The following is a 22562-nucleotide window of genomic DNA, read 5'->3' as shown; positions in this document are numbered from 1 at the left end:
CAATTCTGAATCATCTGTTTCAGATGCCCAGTCTACGCAACAGGTGTTTCAGTCGTGTTTCGAGTGATTACCTCCCGGCGGCCAGCTTCGCCCCGATGTCGATGAGGGCGAGGTCGGTGTGCCGCGGTCCCACCAGGCAGAGCCCCACCGGTTTGCCTCGCGACTCGAACAGCGGCACGGACAGCGCCGGGTAGCCGCCGATCCCGGCCGGGCTGGTCAGGGTGAGCGTGGCTGTGCGGGTCGCATCGATCGCGGCCGGGTTCGCGTGCCGCGACGGGGCGGTCGACGATGCCGAGGGCAGCAGCAGGATGCGTCCGTCCAGCACAGCGTCCAACCGCTCGCGGGCGGCGGCCAGCGCGATGCGAGCCTCGGCCTCGGCGGCCGGGTCGGTACGGGACGCGATCTCGAACCGGCCCGCGACGGCGGCACCGAGGGCGCCGGGGTGAGCGGTGACCCAGTCCCCGTTGGATTTCCACGCCTCGGCCATCTGAATCGCGCGGAAGATGCGCAGCGCCTCGGCGAGGTCGCCGACATCGACGAGGTCGGGTGCGGGCAGCAGCCCGGCCCGGGTGAGCCTGTCGAGTCCGGCCACGAATACGTCTTGCACGTCGTCGTCGCAGGCGAAGACCAGCGCGCTCGACACGGCGAAACGGGTGGGGGCATCGGCCTGGGCAGCGCTGGTCTGTTGCGAGGGGTCGAGCGAGGCGGCAGCGGCGGCCCGCAGCACACCCGGTGTGCGGGTGAGCCAGCCGACGGTGTCGAACGAGGGCGCCAGCGGCAGCAGACCGGCCCTGTCGACGGCGCCGTGCGTGCTGCGCAGTCCCCAGAGGCCCTGGTACGAGGCGGGCACCCGGATAGACCCCGCCGTGTCGGTGGCCAGGCCGATGCTGGCCTGACCCAGCGCCACGGCGGCGGCCGGTCCGCTCGACGAGCCACCGGGCAGCCCGCCGGGCACCCGCACGTTCGGCGGGGTGCCGTAGTGCTCGTTGTCGCCGGCGATGCTGTACGCGAACTCGTCGGTCTGGGCGATACCGCGCACGCTCGCGCCGGCGCCCAGCAGCGCGGCGACGGCAGCAGCCGTCTCGGTGGCGGGAGAGGCCTCGCGCAGGTAGGCGGGGTTTCCGGCGCCGACGGTGAAGCCAATGATGTCGTAGAGGTCCTTCACGGCGATGGTCTCGCCGGCCAGAGTACCCGAGGCGGCCGCGGCCATCAGCGGGTTGCCCACCAGACGCCACACCGTGGGATTGATCGCGGCCGGCGGCCCGGCCACCTGGGCCACCTCCACCTGCCAATCCCCCGCCGCCGAAAGCGACCAGAGCTGGGTGAGAAGGCCGGCGCCGCCGGCATCCGGGGCGTTCACCGACACGATCACGGCGTGCCGCGGGTCGATCACGCGTACGTGCAGCGACCGGATGCCCCTGGCCACCGTTCCGCTGCGGGCGCCGCGGAAGCCGCTGATCGCGTCGTGGCCCACCAGCAGACCTGCGGCGTCGCCGCGCAAGGTGTTCTCGCCGGGCGCGAACCAGGCGTCGAGCGCCGCGAGGTCGTTGGTGGCCAGCGCGTCCTCATAGCCGGCGAAGGCGGTCAGGAGCCCATCGGGCAACGCGCCCGTGACCGACGTGGGTGTCGGGACGACCAGCGGCTCAGGCATTGAAGTCCGCCACCCGGATGCGGGCGTGCACGCCGGCGACGAGGTCGACCACCTGGGAGATGTTGAAGTCGGTAGCGGCGCTCAGGTAGGCGTAGGCGAGGGTGCGGTCCATGCCGTACCGGGCGGCGAGCAGGTCGATGGCGGCGCGCACGCACTTGCGCACGGCCTCGTCGAGGTCGGCGTCCAGGCCGGTCGGTACCAGGAATTCGCCGGTCTCGGCGAGAGGTCCGACCAGTTCGCCGAAGCCCGCGATAGCGTCGGCCTGGCTCACCACGTCGAAGCGGATGGTCACCCGCAGGGACGCCTCCATGGCCGTGAGCGCCACCTCGCCGTCGCCCTGCGCGAAGTGCGGGTCGCCCACGTAGGCCAGCGCGCCGTCCACCTGCACCGGCAGGTAGAGGGCCGAGCCCACCGTGAGCAGGTTGATGTCGATGTTGCCGCCGTGCGCACCGGGCGGCACCGAGTGCGGGCGGGTGTCACCGGCGACGGCGACGCCCATGATGCCCAGGAACGGCCGGAGCGGAAAGTGCACGCTCCGCGCCCCGCCCGGCACCAGCGGCAGGGTGCCGACCTGGCCGGTCTCGGTGTCCGCCAGCGCGGCGAACACGCTCACATTGCCCTCGCCGAGCGGGTACTCGCCGGGCAGGGCGCCGCGGCCGTGCCGGTTGGAGATCACGCCGTACGGCACCCGCGGGGTGGCCTCGAGCACGGTCATCTTGAGCAGGTCGCCCGGCCGGGCGCCGCGCACGTGGATCGGGCCGGTGACCAGGTGTGGTCCGTCCACGCCGGGGTCCCGGGTCGTGTTCGAGGCGGCCAGCAGCACGGCGTCGTCGAGCACCGCGGCGCGGTCGACACCGTGGCCGGCGAAAAAGGCCGCCGGGTCGCGGCCCTGGTCTTCGAGCACGCCCTCGTGGCTGATCGTGTCGATGGTGACCTCGGTGCCGGCATCGATCACGAGCACCGGCGCATCCGTGGCACAGGGCAGCCGGCCCCAGAGCACGGTGGCCGGGGTGGCGGCCAGGTACTGCGCGGCGCGGATGGGCCCGGTGCCGGGCTGCAGGATGTCGAATGGCGTGACGTCGAATGGCATGGATGCGCCTTTTCCGTTGTGGGTCGGGAGCCGGCTCGACGCCGGCCGGCGCATCCCCGTTGGTCGAGAGTAGCGCCAGTTTTGCGGCCGGGACGACCAGCCACTACCGTGACAATTCCGAGCCGATAGGACACCCGTGCCCTCCACCCCCGTCATCCACCGTCTGCGCAGCAAGCCCGACCACCTGCATCTCGGCCTGATGCTGGCCCTCACGTTCTCCACCGGGGTGGCGGATGCGGTGGGTTACCTCGGCCTGGACAAGGTGTTCACCGGCAACATGACCGGCAACGTCGTCATCCTGGGCATGGCCATCGCCGGCGCCGACGACCTGCCCGTGGTGGGCCCGCTGATCGCGCTGTTCACCTTCATGGTCGGTGCCGCGATCGGCGGCCGGGTGCTGCGCCACGTCAAGGTCGGCTGGACCACCGAGTCGACGGTGCTGTTCGGCGCGGTCGGCGTGGTGATGGCCGCGCTGTCGATCGTCCTGTTCGTGGTGGACGGCACTCCCCCGGCCCCGTTCGACCTGATCGTGACCGGGCTGCTGGCGGCCGTGATGGGTCTGCAGGCAGCGGTGGCCCGGCACATCGCCGTGAAGGATGTCACCACGGTCGTCGTCACATCCACCATTACCGGCTTCGCCGCCGATTCCCGTTTCGGCGGCGCCAAGAACCAGCCCTGGTTCCGCCGCTTCGCCGCGATCGTGCTGATCCTGGCCGGAGCCGGCGTCGGCGCCCTGCTGCTCATGGTGCACATCGGCTGGGGCATCGCCCTCACAGCCGTGATCACCCTCGTGGTGACCGCCATCGGCCATGCCGCGGGCCGCCCGCACCACGCCCCCGTGCCCCAGGCCTGATCCCCTGGCCCGCGGTCAGCACTGGGCTGAACGGAATCGCGGCTGTCAGGCTCAGGCGTCGCAGGTGCTGAGGACGGCCGTCATCGCCGCGCGGTCCTCCGGGGTGAGCCCGAGGTCGTAGGCGACGAAGACCGGCACCAGTGTGTCGATGTACCAGCACTGCAGGCCGGTGTCCTCCGGCAGGTCGTCCCAGACCACGCGCTGGCCCAGGTCGTGCCGGTCGGACACGTCGGGGTAGAAACCGGGCAGCCATTCACTCGGCAGCGAATCGGACTTGGAGGAGTTCTCGGTGCCCTTCACCGCCAGCAGGTTGACCGGGTCGTTGGCCAGCGCCTCCCGCTTCTCGGCCGGCCAGGCCTCTCCGCCGGTGGCGTACACGGCCTTCAGCGGCAGCAGGTGGTCGATCTGCACGTCGGCCGAGGTGTCCTGCCCACGCACAAAATCGATGGTCTCGCCCGTGTACGGGTCGGTGAGGATGCCCGTGTACACCCGGCAGGTGGCCGGATCGATGTCGGTGCCGGTGAGGTCCCTGGTGAGGATGTCGTTGCGGGTGTCGCAGCCGTTCTGGTCGAAATCGAAGGCCCAGGCATCGCCGAACAGCTCTTCCCGGTTGCCGGCATAGCTGCCGTTGTCGGTGTAGACGGCGTCTGGCAGCGCGGCGACCAACGCGAGCGCCTCTGCGCTGGTGAGCCCGGAGGGCGGTTCCGGCATCGGCGCGGTCGACGAGGCGCCGGGTGGGACCGTCGCCTGGGTCGTGGGCCGGTCGGCCAGGTCGGTGGAGAAGTAGCTGACGCCCGCGACGATACCGCCGATCACGAGCAGGGTCAGCAGGAGGCGTGGGCTCTGGCCCCGGGTGCCCCGTCGACGGGGGAAGAGGGACGGATTGGGTCGGCGGCGGCTCATGCGGGTGTCTCAGGGTGCTGGTGTCTCACGATCTCCCCATCTTGCCATGCGCCGCTTCTCCCCCGGTGGTGGCAGGATCGGCGCGGGCGTGTGAGGCTTAACGGGTGCCCCAGATCGATGAATCCACCCGAGTCCGAGAGGCGATCTCCCTCGACCGCCCCTGGGTGACCGTGGTGTGGGACGACCCGGTGAACCTGATGTCCTATGTGGCCTACGTGTTCCGCAGCTACTTCGGCGTGACCGCGGCAGAGGCCGAGCGCCTCATGCTGCAGGTGCACAACAACGGCCGCGCGATTGTGGCCACTGGCGACCGCGAGTCGATGGAACGGCACGTCGAGGCGATGCACGGCTACGGGCTCTGGGCCACCCTGGACCGTGCCGAAGAATGAGCGCCGAAGCGTGATGGAATTCCGCCGTGAAGACTCCGGCACGGTCTCGGCCATGTTCGAACCCATCGAGGTCGACCTGCTGCGCAACGTGACGTCCCAGCTGCTGCAGATGCTCGGCTCCGTCGACGCCGACGACGCGGCCATGCTCGCCCAACCGGCGATCCGGCGACTACTGCCCGACGCCTACCCGAACGACCCGGAGGCCGCCGAGGAGTTCCGCCGCTTCACGGCCGACGGACTGCTCGAGGGCAAGCTCGCCAACGCCACCACGGTACTCGCCGCCCTCGGCGACGACGAGCCGACGGATGCCTCAGCGGACGCCTCCCTGGACGCCCCGGCGCACGACCCGCTGCCGGTGCCGATCGTGCTCACCGAGCAGCAGGTGCAGTCCTGGCTCCGCACCCTCACGGACCTGCGCCTGGTCCTGGCGGACCGCCTGCAGATCGACCCGCACGGCACTCCGCAGCTCGACGACGAACAGGCGCACGTCGTCAACGACGTCTATAACTGGCTGGGCATGATGCAGGAGTCGCTGGTCTACGCGATCGACGCGTAGCCCCGCCGTGCCGCGGTTCAGGCCGCCGGTCGGGCGTCGCTGGACTCCCCCTGCAGTGCCGCGTAGGCCCGCTGCGGCCCCGCGCCGTCGGCGAGCGACGCGCTGAGCGCCCGCAGCCGTTGCCGCGGTTCATCGCTCAACCCGAGCAGCGTCGCGGCGGCCTGCCGCAGCGCATCCGCACCCGCCGTGTTGGGGTCAAGGGAGATGCCGAAGCCGGCTTCGTCGAGTGCTGCGGCGCCGGCGAACTGGTCCGTCGAGAACGGCAGCACCAGCAGAGGCACCCCGGCCGTCATGGCCTCGGTGACCGAGTTGTTGCCGCCATGGGTGACGGCCAGGGCCGCGTGGCCGAGTACCGTCACCTGGGGCAGGAACGATCGCACCAGCCAGGACTCCGGGATGGGCCCGAGCTCGGCGGCGTCGGTGGACCCGACCGCGATCGCCACCCGCACGTCGAGGCCGCGCAGGGCCTCGGCCACCCGGGCGAGTACATCGCCGCGCACCGACAGGAAGCTGCCGAAGCTCACGTAGACGAGGGGACGCTCGTCGGCGTCGGCCAGCCAGCGGGTCACCTGGGGGTCGTCGGCCTCGCTCCGCACCGCCGAACCGAGGAAGGCGTGCTCGGGCAGTAGCGCCGTGCGCGCCACCGGGTGCAGCTCGGCCGGATAGTTGAGCAGCAGCACGTCGCCGGTCTCGGTGAAGGCATCGCCGCTGGGCGGCGCGGTCGGATCCAGCTGCAGCAGCGCATCGTTCCACGCCAGGGTGAAGTCGTCCCGCACCCGCTCGCAGAGCAGTCGCAGCTGCACCAGTTCCTGGGGGTCAGGGGTGAACGCGGCGGGCCAGGCGCCCGGGTACCCGTAGACCTCATCGCCAACGGGCAGTGCCGACGGATGCCCGAGAACCACGTCCGCGTGCCGCACCCCGGCGCTGATCAGGGCCAGACGGGCGCTGAAGGCGAGGTGGTCGACGATCACCTGGTCCGGCCGGATCTCGGCGACGATGCGCTGCACCTCGCGGGCCACGACGACGGGGTTCCAGAGCAGGTCGGTGCTGCGCGCCTCGGCCTGGAACCTCAGCGTTTCGACGAGGCCGACCCTGGTGGCGTCGAAAAAGCCGCGCAGGGCGTCGTCCTCGCCGGTGGGCTGGTCTTCGGCGCGGATGGTGCCGGGGTTGGACCCGCGGCCGAGCTGCAGGTTCACCCGTTCGAAGCCGAAGTCGGCGACGATGCCGGCCGTGGCCGGTCCGCTGGCCACGACGACCCGTTCGCCGGCGGCCTGCCAGGCGCTGCCGAGGGTCGCGAGCGGGAACAGGTGGGAGGCGTAGTCCGGGCTGATGATCAGGAGGGTCATGAGACGCTCAACGCCCAGTTGAGTGCTTCCTGGGCCTCGGCGACGGAGGTGTAGACGCCCCCGAGGGTTCCGGCCATGGCCTGGATGGCGAAGGTCGACGAGACCATGTCGCCGGCCCGCTGGGCGAACTCGTCGCCGAACGGGCTGGAGGCCAGGTCGAGAGCCGCAGTGATCCCGCCGGCGAGGCTGCGGGCATCCGCCGTGTTCACCAGGAACCCCGTGGTGCCGTCCTCGACGTAGGTCGCCGGCCCGCCGGCGTCGGGGGCCACCACCGTGAGCCCGGTCGCCATGGCCTCGAGCAGGGCGATGCCGAATTCTTCCTTCATGCTTGCGCAGACGTACACGCCGCGCGGAGCGGCCAGACCAGGCCGGCCGTGCCGGGCGGCGGCCAGCCAGCGGGCGACCGCGTCGTTGGCACGGTGGCCGGCCAGCAGCAGGCCGTGTTCGGCGGCGGCGTCCAGCGGCACCGCGGTGCCGATCAGGTCGAGCTGACGGCGTTCGTCGACCGACGGGGTGAGCAGGTCTCCCCCGACGATCAGCAGGTTGCACCGTTCCCGCAGGGCGGCGTCATCGGCCCAGGCGTGCACGAGCGTGGCCATGCCCTTCACCCTGTGCAACCGGCCCACCGTGACCGCCAGCGGCAGGTGGCGTCGGGACGCCGGCAGGGTCTCCAGCAGGGCGTCGAGGTCGGTGAAGTCGGCGGGGTCGGCCTGCAGGGCGGCCTGCGCGGAGCGTTCGATCACGGTCAGGTCGATGCCCTCCGCGACGACCGAGTGCCGCTCGGGGTGCGCGGTGATGTCGATACCGACGAGGTCGCGCATGTCCCGCTCCAGCTCAGGGCGGGGGAAGAGCACGGTGTGCGCGGCATCGGCCGCGATCCGCTGAACGAGTCGGGCTCGGAACCAGAAGTGCTCGACCTCGTCGACGGTACCGAAGTTGGCCCGGGTGAGGGCGCCGGAGGCGTCCATGGCGTTGATGACGCTGTGCGGGTCTGGGGCGACGGTGAAGACGATGGGGATCTCGAGCTCGCGGGCGACGGTCGATGCCGCGAGGGTGCCGACGTCGGCCATCCGCAGGTGCATGACGTCGACGGTGCCTGCGGCTCGCAGAATCCGGCGGATGCCGCGCTGCACGGCCACCCGGCGGGGCCACGCGTCGGCGGAGGAGATCGGGGCGCCCAGGAACGGCACCGTGGCGAAGGCGTGCCCGGAGAGGGTGGAACTGACCTCCGGCAGGCAGGCCAGGGCGGCGGCGGGTCCGCCACGTGACAGGGTGAGCACCCTGTCGACGGCCGGTGAGCCGTCGTCACCGGCCACGAGGGCGTCGCCGAGCCGCACCAGGAGGGTGGCGATGCCGCCGTTGTCGCCGGACCCCACCTGGCTGAGCTCACGGTCGATGTCAGCGTGCAGGAACAGCTGGGCCACGGTCTGGCCCCGGCTCCACGGCGCACGCGGGTAGGCGGGCACGGTCAGGTCGAGCAGGGCGAGCCTGGCCACGTCGGCCAGGTCGTCGTCGCCGCGGGCGAGGACCGTCACCAAGCTGATGGCGGCGTCGGTGGCCGGTCTATCGCCGAGGGCGGCCACGGCCGCCGCCCTGGGGTCGAGGCCTTCGCCGGCGTCCCCGGCGATGCGTCGCAGCATCCGCTCCGGGATCCGCCCGGAGATCAGGCCCAGGGTTTCGACGAGGCGGGCGCGGGCGGCCGGGTCGGCGATGCCGAGCATGGCGCCTTCGGTGGCCAGTGCCACGTGTTCGGGGACGGATGCCGCCCACTGCTCGAGGGTACGTTGGGCGATCATGCCGGAGAAGCCGCCGGCGACGACCATCTGCAACAGGCCTCCGATGGCATCGAAGCGCGGGAGCCTGGTGCCGAACGCCCAGGCGGCGTGTTCGCGCAGGTAGGCCGAGTCGTGCTCGAGCAGCGACACCAGGACGTCGTCGGCGGACTCGTCGAATACCTGGGCGAGCGAGTGCACGGCCGCTATGGCGGTGAGCTGGTCGGTAGGGTCGAGCGCGGCCTGGGTGAGCAGGCGAACGGCACGGTTACCGCCGTCCCGGCTGGCGGCGATGGTCAGGTCGTCTGCAGAGCGGATGCCGGCCAGGATGCTGTCGGCCTGGCGCATCTCGTCCAGCGTCGTGTGAGTCCCCACGGTGTCTCCCTCGCGGCGGATGCGTCCGCCTCTCGTGGCGGAGCGGACTCCGCGCTGGTACTTCGGTGCCGATCCCGTAAGAGTTTGCCCCGGAGCGACATTCTCCCATGTGGATCATTCGCTCCGTGGGCCGCGGGTATTTGGTCAGGGCATTCGCAGGTTTGTCGGCCGCTCTCGCTTCAGAACACGAGCCCGGCGGATGCCGTCAGCCCGCCGTCGACGGCGAGGGTGGTGCCCGTCACATAGGACGCTGCCGGGGAGATCAGAAAAGCTATCACCGCCGCGATCTCCGATGGCTGGGCGAGCCTGAAGAGTGGGATGCGGCGGGAGAAATCCCGGCCGAAGGTCTGAGTGGTCGGGGTGTCATTCGGTTCATCCGCCCGCATCAGGCCGGAGGCCACATTGTTCACCCGGATTCCCCTGGCCGCATAGGTCAGGGCTGTGGAGCGCACGAGGTCGATCATGGCGACCTTCGAGGCGTGGTAGGCCCAGTTGCCCGGGTCGGCCAATAGTCCCGCTACGGACGCCGTCGCCACGATGCTCCGGTGCCCGTCGATCGAGAGTCCCTCGACAGCCGCCTGAATGCCCAGGGCGATGCTGTTCAGATTGCGGGCAAGGAGGCGCTCCCCCTCGGCCTCCGTTCCGGGCATGTGCAGAGTGCTGGACGCGCCGATATCGGCCAGCAACACGGCGGCGTCGAGCCGGCCGAAGGTGTCGATGGCTTGCGAGACCGCCAGCCTGGAGCCGTGCTCGGTGCTCATGTCGCCGACGAGCACCAAGTGCTGTTCGCCGGCGAGGTCGGTGGGTTTGGCGTCGATGCCGGCGACCGCATAGCCGTTCTCCAGGAGTTTGCGGACGACCGCCCGTCCCATCGCCGAGCCGGCTCCGGTGACCAGCGCAACCGGGCTCGGGGCCTTCACGACCTCCGCGGCCTGGTCCTCCATCGTCTGGGGCCTCATGTCGTGAGACCGCGTCGCGGGAGGCTCCGTTTCCCGGGATTCCGATTTCCGAGTTTCCGTTCGGAGCGACTCCGTTTTCCGCGGCTCTGTCTTCAAAGACTCCGTTGTCAACGACTCTGCTTTTGGAGACTCCGCCGGCCGAACCTCCACCGATTCTTGAGACTCCACTTTGAGTGTCATGAGTACCTTCTAACGCGGGCGTCTATGTCAATGCGCCCCAAGCAAATGCTACGCTCGGCCGGCTCGGAATAGGGAGGATTGCCGGTCATTCCAATCGAGCACTCAGACCGGGCACTCAGACCGGGCGCTCAGTTCGGGCGCTCAGTGGGTGAAGCCCGGGTGGTGTTTCTCCGCCGGCATCGCACCCTCCAGCCTGTCGAGGTATGCGGTCTCCTCGGTGATCGCGGTCAACAGGTTCCACTTGTCGGTGTGCCCGGCCTTGAGACTCCAGGCGAACACCGGGATGTCGGATCCATCGCTGATGAGGGTGAAGGCGCCGTGTTCCGCGATGGCGCTGGACAGGGACAGCGCGACATTCTGCGAGGTCTGCTGCACGAGCCGATAGCCCTCGAAGCCGAGCCTGAGGAATAGGAAGTACTGCAGAAGCACCTGGGCGCCGGGCCTGGAGAAGTTCAGGGCCAGCGTCGGCATGTCTCCGCCGAGATAACTCACGTTGAAGACCAGCTCCTCTGGCATCAGGTCGCGGCTGCGCCAGACCACCCAGCCCAGCCCCGGGTAGACCAGGCCGTATTTGTGCGCCGAGGTGCTGATCGAATGCACCCGCTCCAATGTGAAGTCCCAGATCAGCTCGGGCTGCAGGAACGGCGCGACCATGCCGCCCGACGCCGCGTCGACGTGGATCGGAACATCCAACCCGGTCGCGGCCTGGATGGCGTCGAGTGCGGCGGCAATCTCCTGTACCGGCTCGTAGATCCCCGTGTAGGTGACGCCCATGATGGCCACGACACCGATGGTGTTCTCGTCGACGTAGGCGGCCAGGTCGTGCCCGTCCAGGCACGGATGTTCGTCGGTCACCGGCACCAGACGCGCCTCGACCTCCCAGTAGTTGCAGAACTTCTCCCGGCAGACCTGCACGGCGCTGCTCATCACCAGATTGGGCTTGTCGGTGGGCAGCCCGGCCGCGCGACGGGACTGCTGCCAGCGACGCTTGAAGGCCAGTCCGCCGAGCATGCAGGCTTCGGACGACCCGATGGTCGATGTGCCGATGGTCGCCCGCGGTTCCGGCGCGTGCCAGAGGTCGGCGATGATGTGCCAGCAGTAGTCCTCGATGGCCGCGGTCTGCGGGTACTCGTCCTTGTCGATCATGTTCTTGTCGAAGGACTCGGCGTAGAGCCTGCGGGCGTAGTCGTCCATCCAGGTGCCCACGAAGGTCGCCAGGTTGAGCCGGGAATTGCCGTCGAGCATGATCTCGTCGTGAATGATCTGGTAGGCCGTTTCCGGCCCCATCGGGCCGGCCGCCAACGTGTGGCGGGGGGCGCGGGAATCTTCACCGGGCCGGGCGAAGAGCGGATTGATCTGCGTGAATTCCGGATTCGTCGACGTGGAACACCAGAGTGCGCCCGCGCCGGTCCGTGGGCTACCCCCGCGAACCACCCACCGACCGCGCGCTCCATCCGCTGGCGTCTGTCGGAGGCGTGACGTACACTTTCGAATATCGAACATTTGTTCGAAGTAACGCGGAAGGTGGGCCCATGACCCAGATTGTCGACGCCCCTCAGTTCGAAGACACAGCCGTGATCATAGACAAAGCAGTGCAGGTCGAGCTTTCCGCCGACGGCGACCCCCGGGCCTTCGTGTGGGACCGATTCGAACACACTGTCATCGGGCAACCCCAGGCCGTCTTCACGCGCACCCGATGGTGGGAGCACAGCGGTACGCCCACCCGCATCGACACCGAACTGTGGCGGCTGGATGCCGCCAAGGGCGGCGAGGACCAGCACCGGTACGACCTGCGCCACGACGCCGACGGCACCTGGGTGCTCGCGCTCGACTGGGGGTGACGCCGCGATGAGTTTTCCGCACCTGCACGTCGCCAGCGCCTACTCGACCCACTATGGCGTGACCCTGCCGGAGGCCCTCGCCGGGCAGGCGGCCGCCGACGGGGCGACCTTCCTGGCTGTCACCGATCGGAACGGACTGTACGGGGCCGTCAAGCACGTGCGTGCCTGTGTGGCTGCCGGCATTCGCCCGGGGCTCGGCGCCGATCTCGAGGTGCACGACGACGACACCCTCGCACCTCTCGGCCGGGTGGTGGTGCTGGCGCACGGCGGCAGTGCTGGTGAGGGCGGTGCCGGCCGCGGCTACGCGGCGCTCTGCCGGGCCGTCTCCAGCGCCCACGAGACCACGGTGCGCGTGCCCGGCCACCCGCCGAGCATCCCACGCAGCCGCCTCGCCGAGCTGGCCGGCCTGAACTCGTTGACGGTGCTGCTCGGCCCGGCCTCCGATGTCGGCCACGCGATTGAGCGCCGGGACAACCCGCTGGCCCGCGCGACCCTCGCCGAGTGGCAACGGATCATGCCGCCCCAGTCGCTCGCTCTCGAGGTCGTCTGCCATCTCACCGAACCGGGCATGCCGGGCAGCGTCGCCCCGGCCACGCGCATACTCGCCCTCGCCGAGTACGCCCGGCTGCCCGCCGTACTCAGCAACGCGGTGCGCTATGGCACCGCCGAGGAGGCGGTGACCGCCGACCTCGCCGATGCGGCCAGGCACCTCATGCCGCTCGCGCAGCTCGCCCAGCCAGCACAGGCCCAGCCGCCGAACATTCAAACCGAGGCCCGTCCCCTGCAGGTCAACGGCCAAGCTTGGTTGAAGCCGGCGGCCGCCATGCGGCAGGTGGCCCGCATGGTGGTCGACGCCGGGCAGCACAGCGACGGAGCGCTGGCCCGGCTGCTGCGCGACACCCACGACCTCGCGGAACGCTGTGCGCTCGACCCTGTCGGTGACATCGGGCTCGGCCGGCCGCGGATGCCGGAGGCGAGCGTGATCGGGGTCACCCGCGACCCGCTCGCCGAGCTGTGGGCCCGCGCCCGTCACGGCATCGACGAGCGCTACGCCGACGCCGGGCGCCGCGGGCTCACGGCGGCCCACGACAGGCTCGCCCACGAGATGTCGACGGTTGAATCGCTCGGCTTCGCCAGCTACTTCCTCACCGTGGCCACCGTCGCCGACCTCGTGCGTGACATGGGCATCCGCATCCAGGCCCGCGGCTCCGGGGTCGGTTCGGTGCTCAACTACGCCCTGCACACCTCGTCGGTGGAACCGATCGGCAACGGCCTGCTCTGGGAACGCTTCCTCTCCCCCGAACGGCAGACGCTGCCGGACATCGACCTCGATGTGGAGTCGGCCAGGCGACACGACATCTATCGGAAGGTCTTCGAGACGTTCGGCGCCAGCCGGGTCTCGCTGATGTCGATGACCAACGCCTACCGGGGTCGGGGCGCCGTGCGGGACGCGGGCCTCGCCCTGGGCATGCCGGACGCCCAGGTCGCCACGATCGCCAAGCAGATGTGGCGGTTCAACGCCCGCGACTTTCGTGCGGCCCTGGCCGAGAAGCCGGAGCTGGAGGAGCTGGCCGCCGAGGTGCGGGAGTCCTCGCAGCTCGACCTGCTCGTGGACCTCACCGCCAGGCTCGACAGGTTGCCCAGGCACATCTCGGTGCACCCCTGCGGCGTCATCCTCTCCGATGCCTCGTTGCTGGATCGCACCCCGGTGCAGGCCTCGGGGATGGGCCTGCCGATGTCCCAATTCGACAAGCACGACATGGACCCGATGGGCCTGATCAAGCTCGATATCCTCGGTGTGCGCATGCAGTCGGCCATGGCGCACGCCGTGGAGGAACACCACCGGCTCACCGGCGAACACATCGACCTGGACCGGGTGCCGTTGGATGACCCGGCCACCTTCGAGCTCATCCGCTCCACCCGCACCTTAGGCATCTTCCAGATCGAGTCCCCCGGCCAGATGGAGCTGGTGGGCAAGCTGCAGCCGGAGGTGTTCAACGACCTCACCGTGGAGATCTCGCTGTTCCGCCCCGGGCCGATGAAGAACAACATGCCGCTGCGCTACCTCGAGGCTCGGCACGGTGAGGTCGCGCCCGACTACATCCATCCTCGATTCGAACCGATCCTGCGCGAGACCAATGGCGTCGTCATCTTCCACGAACAGGTGATGCGCCTCTTCGACGAGCTCACCGGCTGCGGGCTCGGTCACGCCGACGTGCTGCGCCGGCACTTGGGCCGGCCGGAGCAGCTGAGCGTGATCGAGGCGTACGTGCGCGAGAACGCCCTCGGCCGTGGCTTCGATGCCGGCACCATCGACAGGGTCTGGACCGTGCTGGCCGGGTTCGGCAGCTTCGGCTTCGCCAAGGCGCACGGGGCGGCGTTCGCCCTGCCCACCTACCAGTCCGCCTGGTTGAAGACCCACCACCCGGCGGCGTTCCTGGCCGGACTGCTCACGCACGATCCGGGCATGTGGCCCAAAGACCTGCTCGTGGCCGAAGCCCGGGTGCTCGGCGTGCCGGTTCTGGGCCTCGACGTGCAGCACAGCGCCCTCGACTACAGGGTGGAGTCCGTCGGTGAGGGCCAGGGCATCCGGATGCCGCTGCCGGAGCTCTCCGGATCGAGCGACGCCGAGCGCGCCCGCATCGTGCGGCACCAGCCGTTCACGTCGCTGCAGGACTTTCGGGACCGGGTGCACCCGCGTCGGCGTACCTTCGAGGCCCTCGCCCGCGTCGGCGCGCTGGACAGCTTCATCGATCACGATCGCACCCGCCGGCACGAGCTGCTCGCGCACATCCAGTCGCTGCGGGGCACGGCCATCACCATCGCCGATGACCAGCTCGCCTTCGAGGTTCCGTTGCCGGTGCTCGACTACGAGGGTGCGCGCTTCGACACCGTCACCTCGCTGCAGCTGCGCGGGCGCACCCAGTCCGACCTCGAGCTGCTCGACACCGGTCTGGCCGTCGCCGGCCACCGGATGCGCAAGTACTACCCGCTGTTCGCCGAACTCGGCGTCACCCCGGCCGCCCAGCTGGCCACCCTGCCCGGCGGCACCGATGTGCTCCTGGCCGGCGTGCGCCGGGCCACGAACACCCCGCCGATGCGTGACGGGCGCCGGGTGGTGTTCGTCAGCCTCGACGACGGCACCGGTCCGGTGGCCAACGTGGTGTTCTTCCACGACGCCCAGGAACGCATCGGCGGCGGCGTCTTCCAGACCGAACTGATGCTGGTGCGTGGCCGCACCCGGCGCTCGGGTGCCCGCGGGGTCTCGGTGACGGGTGAGGGCATGTGGGACCTCGTCACGGTGGCCAGGGACCGGGCCAGGGCTCTCAAGGCGGCCAGGGCGGCGGCGCTGGACGCCGAACCGTCCGTCGCCGAGGCAACGGCGGCCGCGGTGGCCCGGCAGCCGATGCGGCGGGCGGCCGGCTCCGGTACGACTGAATTCGACCTGTGGTCGACGCAGAGCGCGTGATCTCTAGTCGGTCCCCTCGGGAACGTCAGGTGCCGGATCGTTCTGCTCGGTGTCGTCGCCCCCGAGATCCTGGTCTGCATCGACGTCTTCGTCGACGTCCACACCCACGTCTTCCTCCTCCGCGACCGCCGGTGGAGTGACGAACACCCCGGGGAACGGATCTCCACCGTACTTCGCGTTCGCCACCGACATCACGGCCGGCCACATCCGGTGCCGCGCGGTGGCGGCGGGCCCGCTCTCGAAGTTGATTGCGCGCTGATTGGCGTTCCCCGTGACGGTCACGACGCCGACGACGGTCGCCACCTTGCTGCTCGCTCCGCTCATCCAGGTGTCCTTGGCGTTGTCGGTGGTTCCGGTTTTGCCGAACATCGGCACCCACGGCACCGTGCCGGTGTTCGACTGCACGGCGGTTCCCCTCGACATCACCTGACTGAGAGCGGCCACCATCTGACGTTGGGTTTCCGGCAGCACTGAGTCCTCGCACCGCGAGACGGGGATGGGCACCTCGGTGCCGTCGGCGCCGATCATCCGGTCGATCACGATCGAGCTGCAGGTTGTCCCGTTGTTGGCGATGCCGGCGAAGGCGACGGCCATGCTCAACGGGGCGATCTCGTTCGTGCCGATCACGGATGCCGCGCTCTGGCTCAGCGGTTCGCCGTCGGCGCGGTGCACTCCGAAGGCCTCGGCCATCTTCCGGATCCCGCAGAGATCGAGCCGCTTGGCCATGGCGATGAACCCCGTGTTGATCGACCCGATGGTGGCCTCCAGCGCGCTGTAGTTGCGACCGGATTCGTTGGCGTCGTTCTTGGGGCTCCAGCCCTCCGAATCGTAGTTCTGTGGGCCGAAACAACTGTCGTTGAAGGTTCCCCATTGTGATCTGGGCGCGGAGTCGACGCGCTCGTCCAGGGAATGGCCGGTGTTCAGCCAGTCCGCGAGGGTGAAGACCTTGTAGGTGGAGCCGGGCTGGAACCCGCGGGATCCCCCGGCGACGAAGTCGGTGTTGTAGTTCACGCTGCTCCAGTTGCTCCCGGTGGCCTGCACCTCGGGGTCCTGGCTGTAGTCCTTGTTCTGCGTCATAGCGAGCACTCGGCCGGTGCCGACCTCGACGCTCGAGATGACACCGCCCACGTCCCAGCCGGCGCGGGTCTTCGGCACGTTCTCGTTCATCGTCGCGACTGCGGCGTTCTGAAGGTCGAGGTCGAGGGTGGTGTACACGTCGAAGCCGCCCCGGCGGATGTTCTTGATCCGCGCATCCTCGTCGTCGCCGAAGACCGGGTCGTTCGCCAGGACATGGATCACGTAGTCGCAGAAGTACGCGTTTGCCCCGGCGGTCTGGCATCCGGTGCTGGGCTCATGGATGGTCGGTTCGATGGGGGCCGCCATGGCCTCATCGAACTCGACCTGGGTGATCTTGCCGTATCTGAGCATCTCCCCGAGGATGTAGTCGCGGCGCTGCCGGTTGTCCAGGTAGCCATTGGCCACGCCATTGGTCTCGCTCGCCGGCCGGTCGAGCCTGAACTTGCCGGGATTGTTGACGATGGCCACGAGGCTGGCCGCCTGCGCCACCGTGAGATCGGCCGCCGTGCTCCCGTAGTAATAGGCGGCCGCAGCCTCGATGCCGTACACGCGGCCGCCGAAGCCGGCGATATTGAGGTACTGGCGCAGGATGTCGTTTTTTGCGTATTTCTTTTCCACGCCGATCGCCAGTCGCATCTCCTTGAGCTTGCGCGATGCCGTCGTCACCGTGGCCGCCGCGTAGCAGTCCGAGATCTCCTCCTCGGTGGGGAGCATCTCGCACTTCTGAACGAGCACGTTCTTGACGTACTGCTGGGTGATCGACGATCCGCCCTGCACGCTTCCCCGGAACGCCGTCGTCAACGCGCCGCGCATGGTTCCCTGCAGGTCGACGCCGCCGTGGTCGTAGAAGCGCGGGTCTTCCCCGGCGATCGCGGCGTCCTTCACGTTCTGGCCGATGTCGTCCCAGCCGACCTCGACCCGGTTTTGGTCGTACAGGGTCGCGAGCAGGATCGACGTTCCGTCCGGGCCGGTGGCATAGATGTTGCTGCGTTGGGCGAGCGGCTCGATCTCGAGGTAGTTCGGCAGGGTCTCGAAGACGTTGATCGTGCTGGTCGCCGCCACGCCGGTGAGCGCAACGACCGGTGTCAGGCTCACAGTGACCAACAGCCCGGCAATGGCGCTCGTCGCGGCCAGACCGATCAGGCCGCCGACCACACCGCCGAAGGATCGCGGTGGGGTGACTCCGGTTCCGTTCATCCCGTTTGTGCCGTTGCTCACCATTCTGTGCTCACCATGGTTCCGCCGTCCGCCCCTCCACACACCAGACACGCCCAATCGCGCCAGTAGTCATCCACTCAATGCCGCTCGGGAACGCTTCGCTAGGGGCTTGCCGAACCCCTCGAACAGGGGCAGTGCGCCGCTGGACGGACGGCGCGGGTTTCGGGCGGCGTTAGAGTTGCGTGTCACGTTCTCTGGAGGAAAGATGGCCGGACCGGCAATGCCCAATGTGCCCAGCAGGCGCAACGTCAAGGTGCTCACGGATGCGATCATCGCCCTCGAATCCGGAACCGGCGTGTCCGCCATGTTCCTGACCAAGCGCTACGGCGCCTTCACGATCGACGGCACCGCATTCATCTCCGCGTCGGTCAAGACACTCACCGTCGGCGGCCGCTCCATCGAGCAGAATCTCAAGCCGCACAAGTCCCTGCAGGCACTGCGCACCCTTGAGCCGAGCGACGGTGAGACGGCGGATGAGGCGCCGGGCATCGAACAGGACCTCACAGCACCCGCCGTGGCACACGGCGACCTGATCTCGGTGCTCTTCGTCGACCCGGCCTACGGGCCGTTCACCGTCACCGGGGTGGCTGTCGCGTCGACGGTGAGCGATGTGGTGCTCGTCGGCGGTTGGTTTGTGAGCCGGGCCGGCACCACGGCTCCCCGCGTGGTGAGTGTTGAGGTGTTGGCCGCCAGCGGCACCCACGAGTACCCGTTGCCGCCGCGCATCGTGAGTTGGGGCGAAGACACCGAGGGAGCGACCGAGTACTGAGCTCCAGAGCGAGCCAACCCCCTTAAACCCGAAACGACCCGGCAGCGAAAGCTGCCGGGTCGTTCGTGAAGCGGGTACGACTACGCGCGAACGCCCGTGGCCGTGGTCTTCTTGGGCCAGGCCGGAGCGAGGGTAAGGATGGCCCAACCGAACAGGCCGGACAGGACGCCCATGCCGATGGCGAAGGCCGAGACACCGAACGACACCACGGAGGTGAAGAGCGAGGTGCGCAGGAACGACGCGTTCATGACCGTCGCACGCAGCGGGTCTTCCTTGTCGAGTTCGGCGTAGGTCTTGCCCTCGGCCATGTCCAGCGCGTGGTGGTTGATGATGTCGGCCTGGGCGAATGCGGAGAACGGTCCGACGACCGGGGCGCCGGCGAGGAACGCGGCGTCTTCGGAGACGGTGATCTTCTCGGCGGAGAGCTGCGAGCTGACAACGCCCCAGACCACACCTCCACCGATGATCATGACGACGGCGCCAAGAATTCCGGCCCAGCCGATGAGCTTGAGGACCTTGACCTTGGTGGCTCCCAGGGTGGTGGCCGGAACGGTTGCTGTTGACACGATGTTGCCTTTCGTTGCGATTCTGAAGATGCTCACAGTCTGGCAGCATCCGGTTTTCCCAGTCAGGGTACAAAGTCCCTGGCTTCAAATTCGTAACACTTAAGGTGCTGATCAGAACGAAAAAAGGCCTCACACATTTATATGCGTAAGGCCGATATTCGTCGGTGTGTCAGATTTCTCGACTCCTAGAAGACCGTCAGTCCCCGTGCCTCGAACTGGCCGCGCACCCGGGTGAGCACGTCGTTCTCCGGCGGGTGCACGCCGTGCAGCGGGTACGGGATGCTCAGGCGGTCCCACTTGTCCTCGCCCATCTGGTGGAAGGGCAGGACCTCGACGCGCTGAACGTTGGGCCAGCTCGCGACGATGTCGACGACGGCTTCGACGTTGTCGACGGCGTCGGTGAGCCCGGGCACCAGCACGAAGCGCACCCAGACCGGGATGTTGCGCTCGGCGAGCCTGTCGCCGAAGGCGATCGTCGGTGCAAGTTCGCGGCCGGTGACCTTCTTGTAGGTGTCCGGCAGGCCCGACTTGACGTCGAGCAGAACCAGGTCGACATTGTCGAGAAGTTCGTCGGAGGCGCTCTTGCCGAGGTAGCCGGAGGTGTCCAGGGTGGTGTGCACGCCCAGGGCGTGCGCCTCCTTGAACATCCGCTTGACGAAAGCTGGCTGCATCAGCGGTTCGCCGCCGGAGATGGTGAGGCCACCGTTGGTGGCCTTGAAGACGCCCAGGTAGCGGGTCATGCGGGCGACCAGGTCGTCGATGGGCGTGACCAGGCCGTCGCGCATCTTCCAGGTGTCCGGGTTGTGGCAGTACTGGCAGCGCAGCAGGCAGCCGGAGAGGAACAGGGTCATGCGGGTGCCGGGGCCGTCAACGGCCGTCACGAGCTCCCAGGAGTGCACGCTGGCGACGGTGCCCTCGCGGATTGCCTTCATTTCGAGGGTGTGTAGTTCGGCCTTGCGGTCGACGTCGTTCAGGGCACTGATCTCGTCGGCCACGTCGACCGAAAGGTCGACATGCTCGACGACTACAGGACAGGCAACGCTAGGGAAGCCGAGGTTGATTGCGGTCATGGTCTCGTCCTACCTAGCGTTGCCGGTCATCTGTAAGGGTGTTCTCTTAGTGCGAGTGGAACGTGCGGCTGATGACATCCATCTGCTGCTCGCGGGTGAGCCGGACGAAGTTCACCGCGTAGCCGGAGACGCGAATCGTCAGCTGCGGGTAGTTTTCCGGGTGCTCCATGGCGTCTTCGAGAGTCTCTTTGTTGAGCACGTTGACGTTGAGGTGGTATCCGCTGGCCGAGGTGAACGCGTCGAGCAGTCCGACCAGGCTGGTGACCTGCTCGTCCTTGGTGTGACCGAGGCCACTGGGAACGACGGTGTTGGTCAGCGAGATGCCGTCCTGCGCTTCACTGTACGGGAGCTTGGCGACGCTGAGTGCCGACGCGAGCATGCCGTGGGTGTCGCGGCCGTTCATCGGGTTTGCACCCGGTGCGAACGGCTCACCCTTGCGACGGCCGTCCGGCGTGTTGCCGGTGGCCTTGCCGTAGACCACGTTGGACGTGATTGTCAGGATCGACTGGGTGTGGATGGCGTCGCGGTAGGTCGGGTGCTTGCGGATCATCGTCATGAAGCGTTCCATGACGTCGATCGCGATGGCGTCGACCCTGTCGTCGTCGTTACCGAAGGCGGGGAACTCGCCCTCGACGGTGTAATCGACAACCAGACCGGTCTCGTCGCGCACCGGACGGACCGTGGCGTACTTGATAGCGGACAGCGAGTCAGCAACCACGCTCAGGCCGGCGATGCCGCAGGCCAGGGTGCGGATGATCTTCTGGTCGTGCAGGGCCATCTCGAGGCGCTCGTACGCGTACTTGTCGTGCATGTAGTGGATGCAGTTCAGCGCGGTGACGTAGGTCTCGGCGAGCCATTCGAGGGTCTCGAGGTAGGCCGGGAAGACGGTGTCGTAGTCGAGGACCTCGTCGGTGTTCGCTGCGGTGGCCGGTGCGATCTGCTTGCCGGACACCTCGTCGCGGCCGCCGTTGATCGAGTACAGCAGCGCCTTGACAGCGTTGACGCGGGCTCCGAAGAACTGCATCTGCTTGCCGACGCGCATCGGCGAGACGCAGCATGCGATCGCGGCGTCGTCACCCATCTCGTTGCGGATGAGGTCGTCGGACTCGTACTGGATGGCCGACGTGTCGATCGAGACCTGGGCGCAGAAGCGCTTGAAGCCCTCGGGCAGCTTGTCGCTCCACAGCACGGTCAGGTTCGGCTCGGGTGCGGGGCCCACGTTGTACAGGGTCTGCAGGAAGCGGAACGCGGTCTTGGTGACGAGCGGGCGACCGTCTTCACCGATGCCGGCGAGCGACTCGGTGACCCAGGTGGGGTCGCCGGCGAAGATGTCGTCGTACTCGGGGGTGCGGAGGAACCGGACGATGCGCAGCTTGATGACGAGGTCGTCGATGAGCTCCTGGGCGCCGGATTCGGTCAGGGTACCGGCCTTGAGGTCGCGCTCGATGTAGGCGTCGAGGAAGGCCGCGTTGCGGCCGAACGACATTGCCGCACCGTTCTGCTCCTTGACCGCACCGAGGTACGCGAAGTACAGCCACTGAACGGCTTCCTTGGCGGTGGTGGCGGGCTTGGAGATGTCGGAGCCGTAGCTGGCTGCCATCTGCACGAGTTCCTTGAGGGCCCGGATCTGCTCCGAGTTCTCCTCGCGGGCACGGATGATGTCCTCGGTCGAGGGCTCCATGTCCAGCTCGGCGCGGTCGTTCTTCTTGCCGGCGATCAGCGCGTCGACACCGTAGAGGGCGACACGGCGGTAGTCACCGATGATGCGGCCGCGGCCGTAGGCATCCGGGAGTCCCGTGATCAGGTGGCTGCTGCGCGCACGACGCACACCGGGAGGGTAGACGTCGAAGACCGCGGTGTTGTGCGTCTTGCGGTAGTCGGTGAAGATCGTCTCGAGCTCGGGCGACACGGGGTAGCCATAGGTCTCGAGGGAGGTGGCGACCATGCGCCAGCCGCCGAACGGCATGATCGCACGCTTGAGCGGCGCATCCGTCTGGAGTCCGACGATGACCTCGTTGGCCTCGTCGATGTAGCCGGGCTTGTGCGCGGTGATGGACGACGGGGTAGTCGCGTCGATGTCGTAGACACCCTTTTCGCGCTCGACCGGGAACATCGCGGACAGTTTTGCCCAGATGCCGGTGGTGCGCTCGGTGGCGCCGGCGAGGAAGCTCGCGTCGCCGAGGTACGGCGTGTAGTTGCGCTGGATGAAGTCGCGCAGGTTGATCGAGTCCTGCCACGGGCCGCTGACGAATTCGGCGGCGCCGGTTTCTGCAAGACCCTGCTGGTCGCTTCGGATGCCATCTGTGACGGTCATATGGTGTGCTCTCCTTGTAGGATCGAGGCTTTCCCGCTGACTGGGTGTTTATCCCACCGTGCGGGCCATGAGAGCAGGACCACGAGGTACCAGCTAGTGCCACGGTGCCGGTGATTCGCCCTCTACTGGGAACACTACCCTCCGAGTGGGGCCCGAAACCGGGA

Annotated in this window: 17 protein-coding genes; 6 read left to right on the top strand and 11 right to left on the bottom strand. The window is 68.5% G+C overall.

Going from position 1 to position 22562, the window contains the following annotated elements:
- Nucleotides 1–67 precede the first annotated feature (67 nt).
- The gene (locus B7495_RS07040) at nucleotides 68–1651 is read right to left on the bottom strand and encodes an AtzH-like domain-containing protein (protein WP_088455949.1); all 1584 of its coding nucleotides are present in this window, start codon (nucleotides 1649–1651) and stop codon (nucleotides 68–70) included.
- Nucleotides 1644–2741: an acetamidase/formamidase family protein gene (locus tag B7495_RS07035; RefSeq protein WP_088455948.1), complete on the bottom strand. Its 1098-nt coding sequence runs from the start codon at nucleotides 2739–2741 to the stop codon at nucleotides 1644–1646. Before B7495_RS07035 ends, B7495_RS07040 begins: the two co-directional genes overlap by 8 nt.
- Nucleotides 2742–2877: 136 nt before the next feature.
- Here B7495_RS07035 and B7495_RS07030 point away from each other — a divergent pair, with 136 nt between their 5' ends.
- Nucleotides 2878–3594, top strand: a complete 717-nt coding sequence (locus B7495_RS07030; RefSeq protein WP_341476132.1) for a YoaK family protein — start codon at nucleotides 2878–2880, stop codon at nucleotides 3592–3594.
- 51 nt (nucleotides 3595–3645) lie between these two features.
- Here B7495_RS07030 and B7495_RS07025 read toward each other — a convergent pair whose 3' ends face one another.
- On the bottom strand, nucleotides 3646–4497 hold the full coding sequence (locus tag B7495_RS07025; RefSeq protein ID WP_088455947.1) for an HNH endonuclease family protein: 852 nt from the start codon (nucleotides 4495–4497) through the stop codon (nucleotides 3646–3648).
- A 104-nt stretch (nucleotides 4498–4601) separates the two neighbouring features.
- Here B7495_RS07025 and clpS point away from each other — a divergent pair, with 104 nt between their 5' ends.
- Together clpS and B7495_RS07015 are read left to right on the top strand one after the other, a co-directional pair.
- Complete coding sequence (gene clpS / locus B7495_RS07020) at nucleotides 4602–4886, top strand: ATP-dependent Clp protease adapter ClpS (protein WP_088455946.1); 285 nt, start codon at nucleotides 4602–4604, stop codon at nucleotides 4884–4886.
- Nucleotides 4887–4899: 13 nt separating this feature from the next.
- Nucleotides 4900–5442 (top strand): DUF2017 domain-containing protein, encoded by a 543-nt coding sequence (locus B7495_RS07015; RefSeq protein WP_088455945.1) that lies wholly within the window; start codon nucleotides 4900–4902, stop codon nucleotides 5440–5442.
- A gap of 17 nt (nucleotides 5443–5459) precedes the next feature.
- Here the strand turns inward: B7495_RS07015 and B7495_RS07010 are convergent, their stop codons facing one another.
- The 4 genes from B7495_RS07010 to B7495_RS06995 form a co-directional block, all read right to left on the bottom strand.
- Complete coding sequence (locus tag B7495_RS07010) at nucleotides 5460–6788, bottom strand: glycosyltransferase (protein WP_088455944.1); 1329 nt, start codon at nucleotides 6786–6788, stop codon at nucleotides 5460–5462.
- Nucleotides 6785–8935, bottom strand: coding sequence for a glycosyltransferase (locus B7495_RS07005; RefSeq protein ID WP_088455943.1), 2151 nt, complete (start codon nucleotides 8933–8935; stop codon nucleotides 6785–6787). Before B7495_RS07005 ends, B7495_RS07010 begins: the two co-directional genes overlap by 4 nt.
- 179 nt (nucleotides 8936–9114) lie before the next feature.
- Complete coding sequence (locus B7495_RS07000) at nucleotides 9115–9894, bottom strand: SDR family NAD(P)-dependent oxidoreductase (protein ID WP_198415034.1); 780 nt, start codon at nucleotides 9892–9894, stop codon at nucleotides 9115–9117.
- Nucleotides 9895–10215: 321 nt separating this feature from the next.
- Nucleotides 10216–11430: a glutamate decarboxylase gene (locus B7495_RS06995; RefSeq protein ID WP_255416806.1), complete on the bottom strand. Its 1215-nt coding sequence runs from the start codon at nucleotides 11428–11430 to the stop codon at nucleotides 10216–10218.
- A 176-nt stretch (nucleotides 11431–11606) separates the two neighbouring features.
- Between B7495_RS06995 and B7495_RS06990 the strand changes: the two genes are divergently transcribed.
- Both B7495_RS06990 and B7495_RS06985 read left to right on the top strand, forming a co-directional pair.
- On the top strand, nucleotides 11607–11915 hold the full coding sequence (locus tag B7495_RS06990) for a hypothetical protein (RefSeq protein ID WP_088455940.1): 309 nt from the start codon (nucleotides 11607–11609) through the stop codon (nucleotides 11913–11915).
- Between the two features lie 7 nt (nucleotides 11916–11922).
- On the top strand, nucleotides 11923–15384 hold the full coding sequence (locus B7495_RS06985) for a DNA polymerase III subunit alpha (RefSeq protein ID WP_168195297.1): 3462 nt from the start codon (nucleotides 11923–11925) through the stop codon (nucleotides 15382–15384).
- 3 nt (nucleotides 15385–15387) lie between these two features.
- On the opposite strand, the gene B7495_RS06980 is transcribed toward B7495_RS06985, so the two are convergent.
- The gene (locus B7495_RS06980) at nucleotides 15388–17658 is read right to left on the bottom strand and encodes a transglycosylase domain-containing protein (protein ID WP_168195296.1); all 2271 of its coding nucleotides are present in this window, start codon (nucleotides 17656–17658) and stop codon (nucleotides 15388–15390) included.
- A 226-nt stretch (nucleotides 17659–17884) separates the two neighbouring features.
- Between B7495_RS06980 and B7495_RS06975 the strand changes: the two genes are divergently transcribed.
- Nucleotides 17885–18448 carry a hypothetical protein gene (locus B7495_RS06975; protein WP_088455937.1) on the top strand — a complete coding sequence of 188 codons (564 nt, stop codon included), beginning with the start codon at nucleotides 17885–17887 and terminating at the stop codon, nucleotides 18446–18448.
- 80 nt (nucleotides 18449–18528) lie between these two features.
- Here B7495_RS06975 and B7495_RS06970 read toward each other — a convergent pair whose 3' ends face one another.
- From B7495_RS06970 to pflB, 3 genes are all read right to left on the bottom strand, one after another.
- Complete coding sequence (locus B7495_RS06970) at nucleotides 18529–19014, bottom strand: aromatic ring-opening dioxygenase LigA (protein ID WP_088457954.1); 486 nt, start codon at nucleotides 19012–19014, stop codon at nucleotides 18529–18531.
- A gap of 185 nt (nucleotides 19015–19199) precedes the next feature.
- The gene (gene pflA, locus B7495_RS06965) at nucleotides 19200–20084 is read right to left on the bottom strand and encodes a pyruvate formate-lyase-activating protein (RefSeq protein WP_088455936.1); all 885 of its coding nucleotides are present in this window, start codon (nucleotides 20082–20084) and stop codon (nucleotides 19200–19202) included.
- A 46-nt stretch (nucleotides 20085–20130) separates the two neighbouring features.
- The gene (pflB, locus tag B7495_RS06960; RefSeq protein ID WP_088455935.1) at nucleotides 20131–22398 is read right to left on the bottom strand and encodes a formate C-acetyltransferase; all 2268 of its coding nucleotides are present in this window, start codon (nucleotides 22396–22398) and stop codon (nucleotides 20131–20133) included.
- Nucleotides 22399–22562: the final 164 nt, after the last annotated feature.

The sequence above is a fragment of the Cryobacterium sp. LW097 genome (assembly GCF_002205495.2).
GTDB classification, from domain to species: domain Bacteria; phylum Actinomycetota; class Actinomycetes; order Actinomycetales; family Microbacteriaceae; genus Cryobacterium; species Cryobacterium zongtaii.
This window is presented reverse-complemented; position numbering and strand designations above follow the sequence as displayed.

Bases quoted from the DNA above. Each gene is read 5' to 3' on its own strand.
- B7495_RS07000 (WP_198415034.1), bottom strand. From the start codon at position 9,894: ATGAGGCCCCAGACGATGGAGGACCAGGCCGCGGAGGTCGTGAAGGCC.
- B7495_RS06980 (WP_168195296.1), bottom strand. From the start codon at position 17,658: ATGAACGGAACCGGAGTCACCCCACCGCGATCCTTCGGCGGTGTGGTC.
- B7495_RS07035 (WP_088455948.1), bottom strand. From the start codon at position 2,741: ATGCCATTCGACGTCACGCCATTCGACATCCTGCAGCCCGGCACCGGG.
- B7495_RS07015 (WP_088455945.1), top strand. From the start codon at position 4,900: ATGGAATTCCGCCGTGAAGACTCCGGCACGGTCTCGGCCATGTTCGAA.
- B7495_RS07010 (WP_088455944.1), bottom strand. From the start codon at position 6,788: ATGACCCTCCTGATCATCAGCCCGGACTACGCCTCCCACCTGTTCCCG.
- B7495_RS06985 (WP_168195297.1), top strand. From the start codon at position 11,923: ATGAGTTTTCCGCACCTGCACGTCGCCAGCGCCTACTCGACCCACTAT.
- B7495_RS06990 (WP_088455940.1), top strand. From the start codon at position 11,607: ATGACCCAGATTGTCGACGCCCCTCAGTTCGAAGACACAGCCGTGATC.
- pflB (WP_088455935.1), bottom strand. From the start codon at position 22,398: ATGACCGTCACAGATGGCATCCGAAGCGACCAGCAGGGTCTTGCAGAA.
- pflA (WP_088455936.1), bottom strand. From the start codon at position 20,084: ATGACCGCAATCAACCTCGGCTTCCCTAGCGTTGCCTGTCCTGTAGTC.
- B7495_RS06975 (WP_088455937.1), top strand. From the start codon at position 17,885: ATGGCCGGACCGGCAATGCCCAATGTGCCCAGCAGGCGCAACGTCAAG.
- B7495_RS07025 (WP_088455947.1), bottom strand. From the start codon at position 4,497: ATGAGCCGCCGCCGACCCAATCCGTCCCTCTTCCCCCGTCGACGGGGC.
- B7495_RS07040 (WP_088455949.1), bottom strand. From the start codon at position 1,651: ATGCCTGAGCCGCTGGTCGTCCCGACACCCACGTCGGTCACGGGCGCG.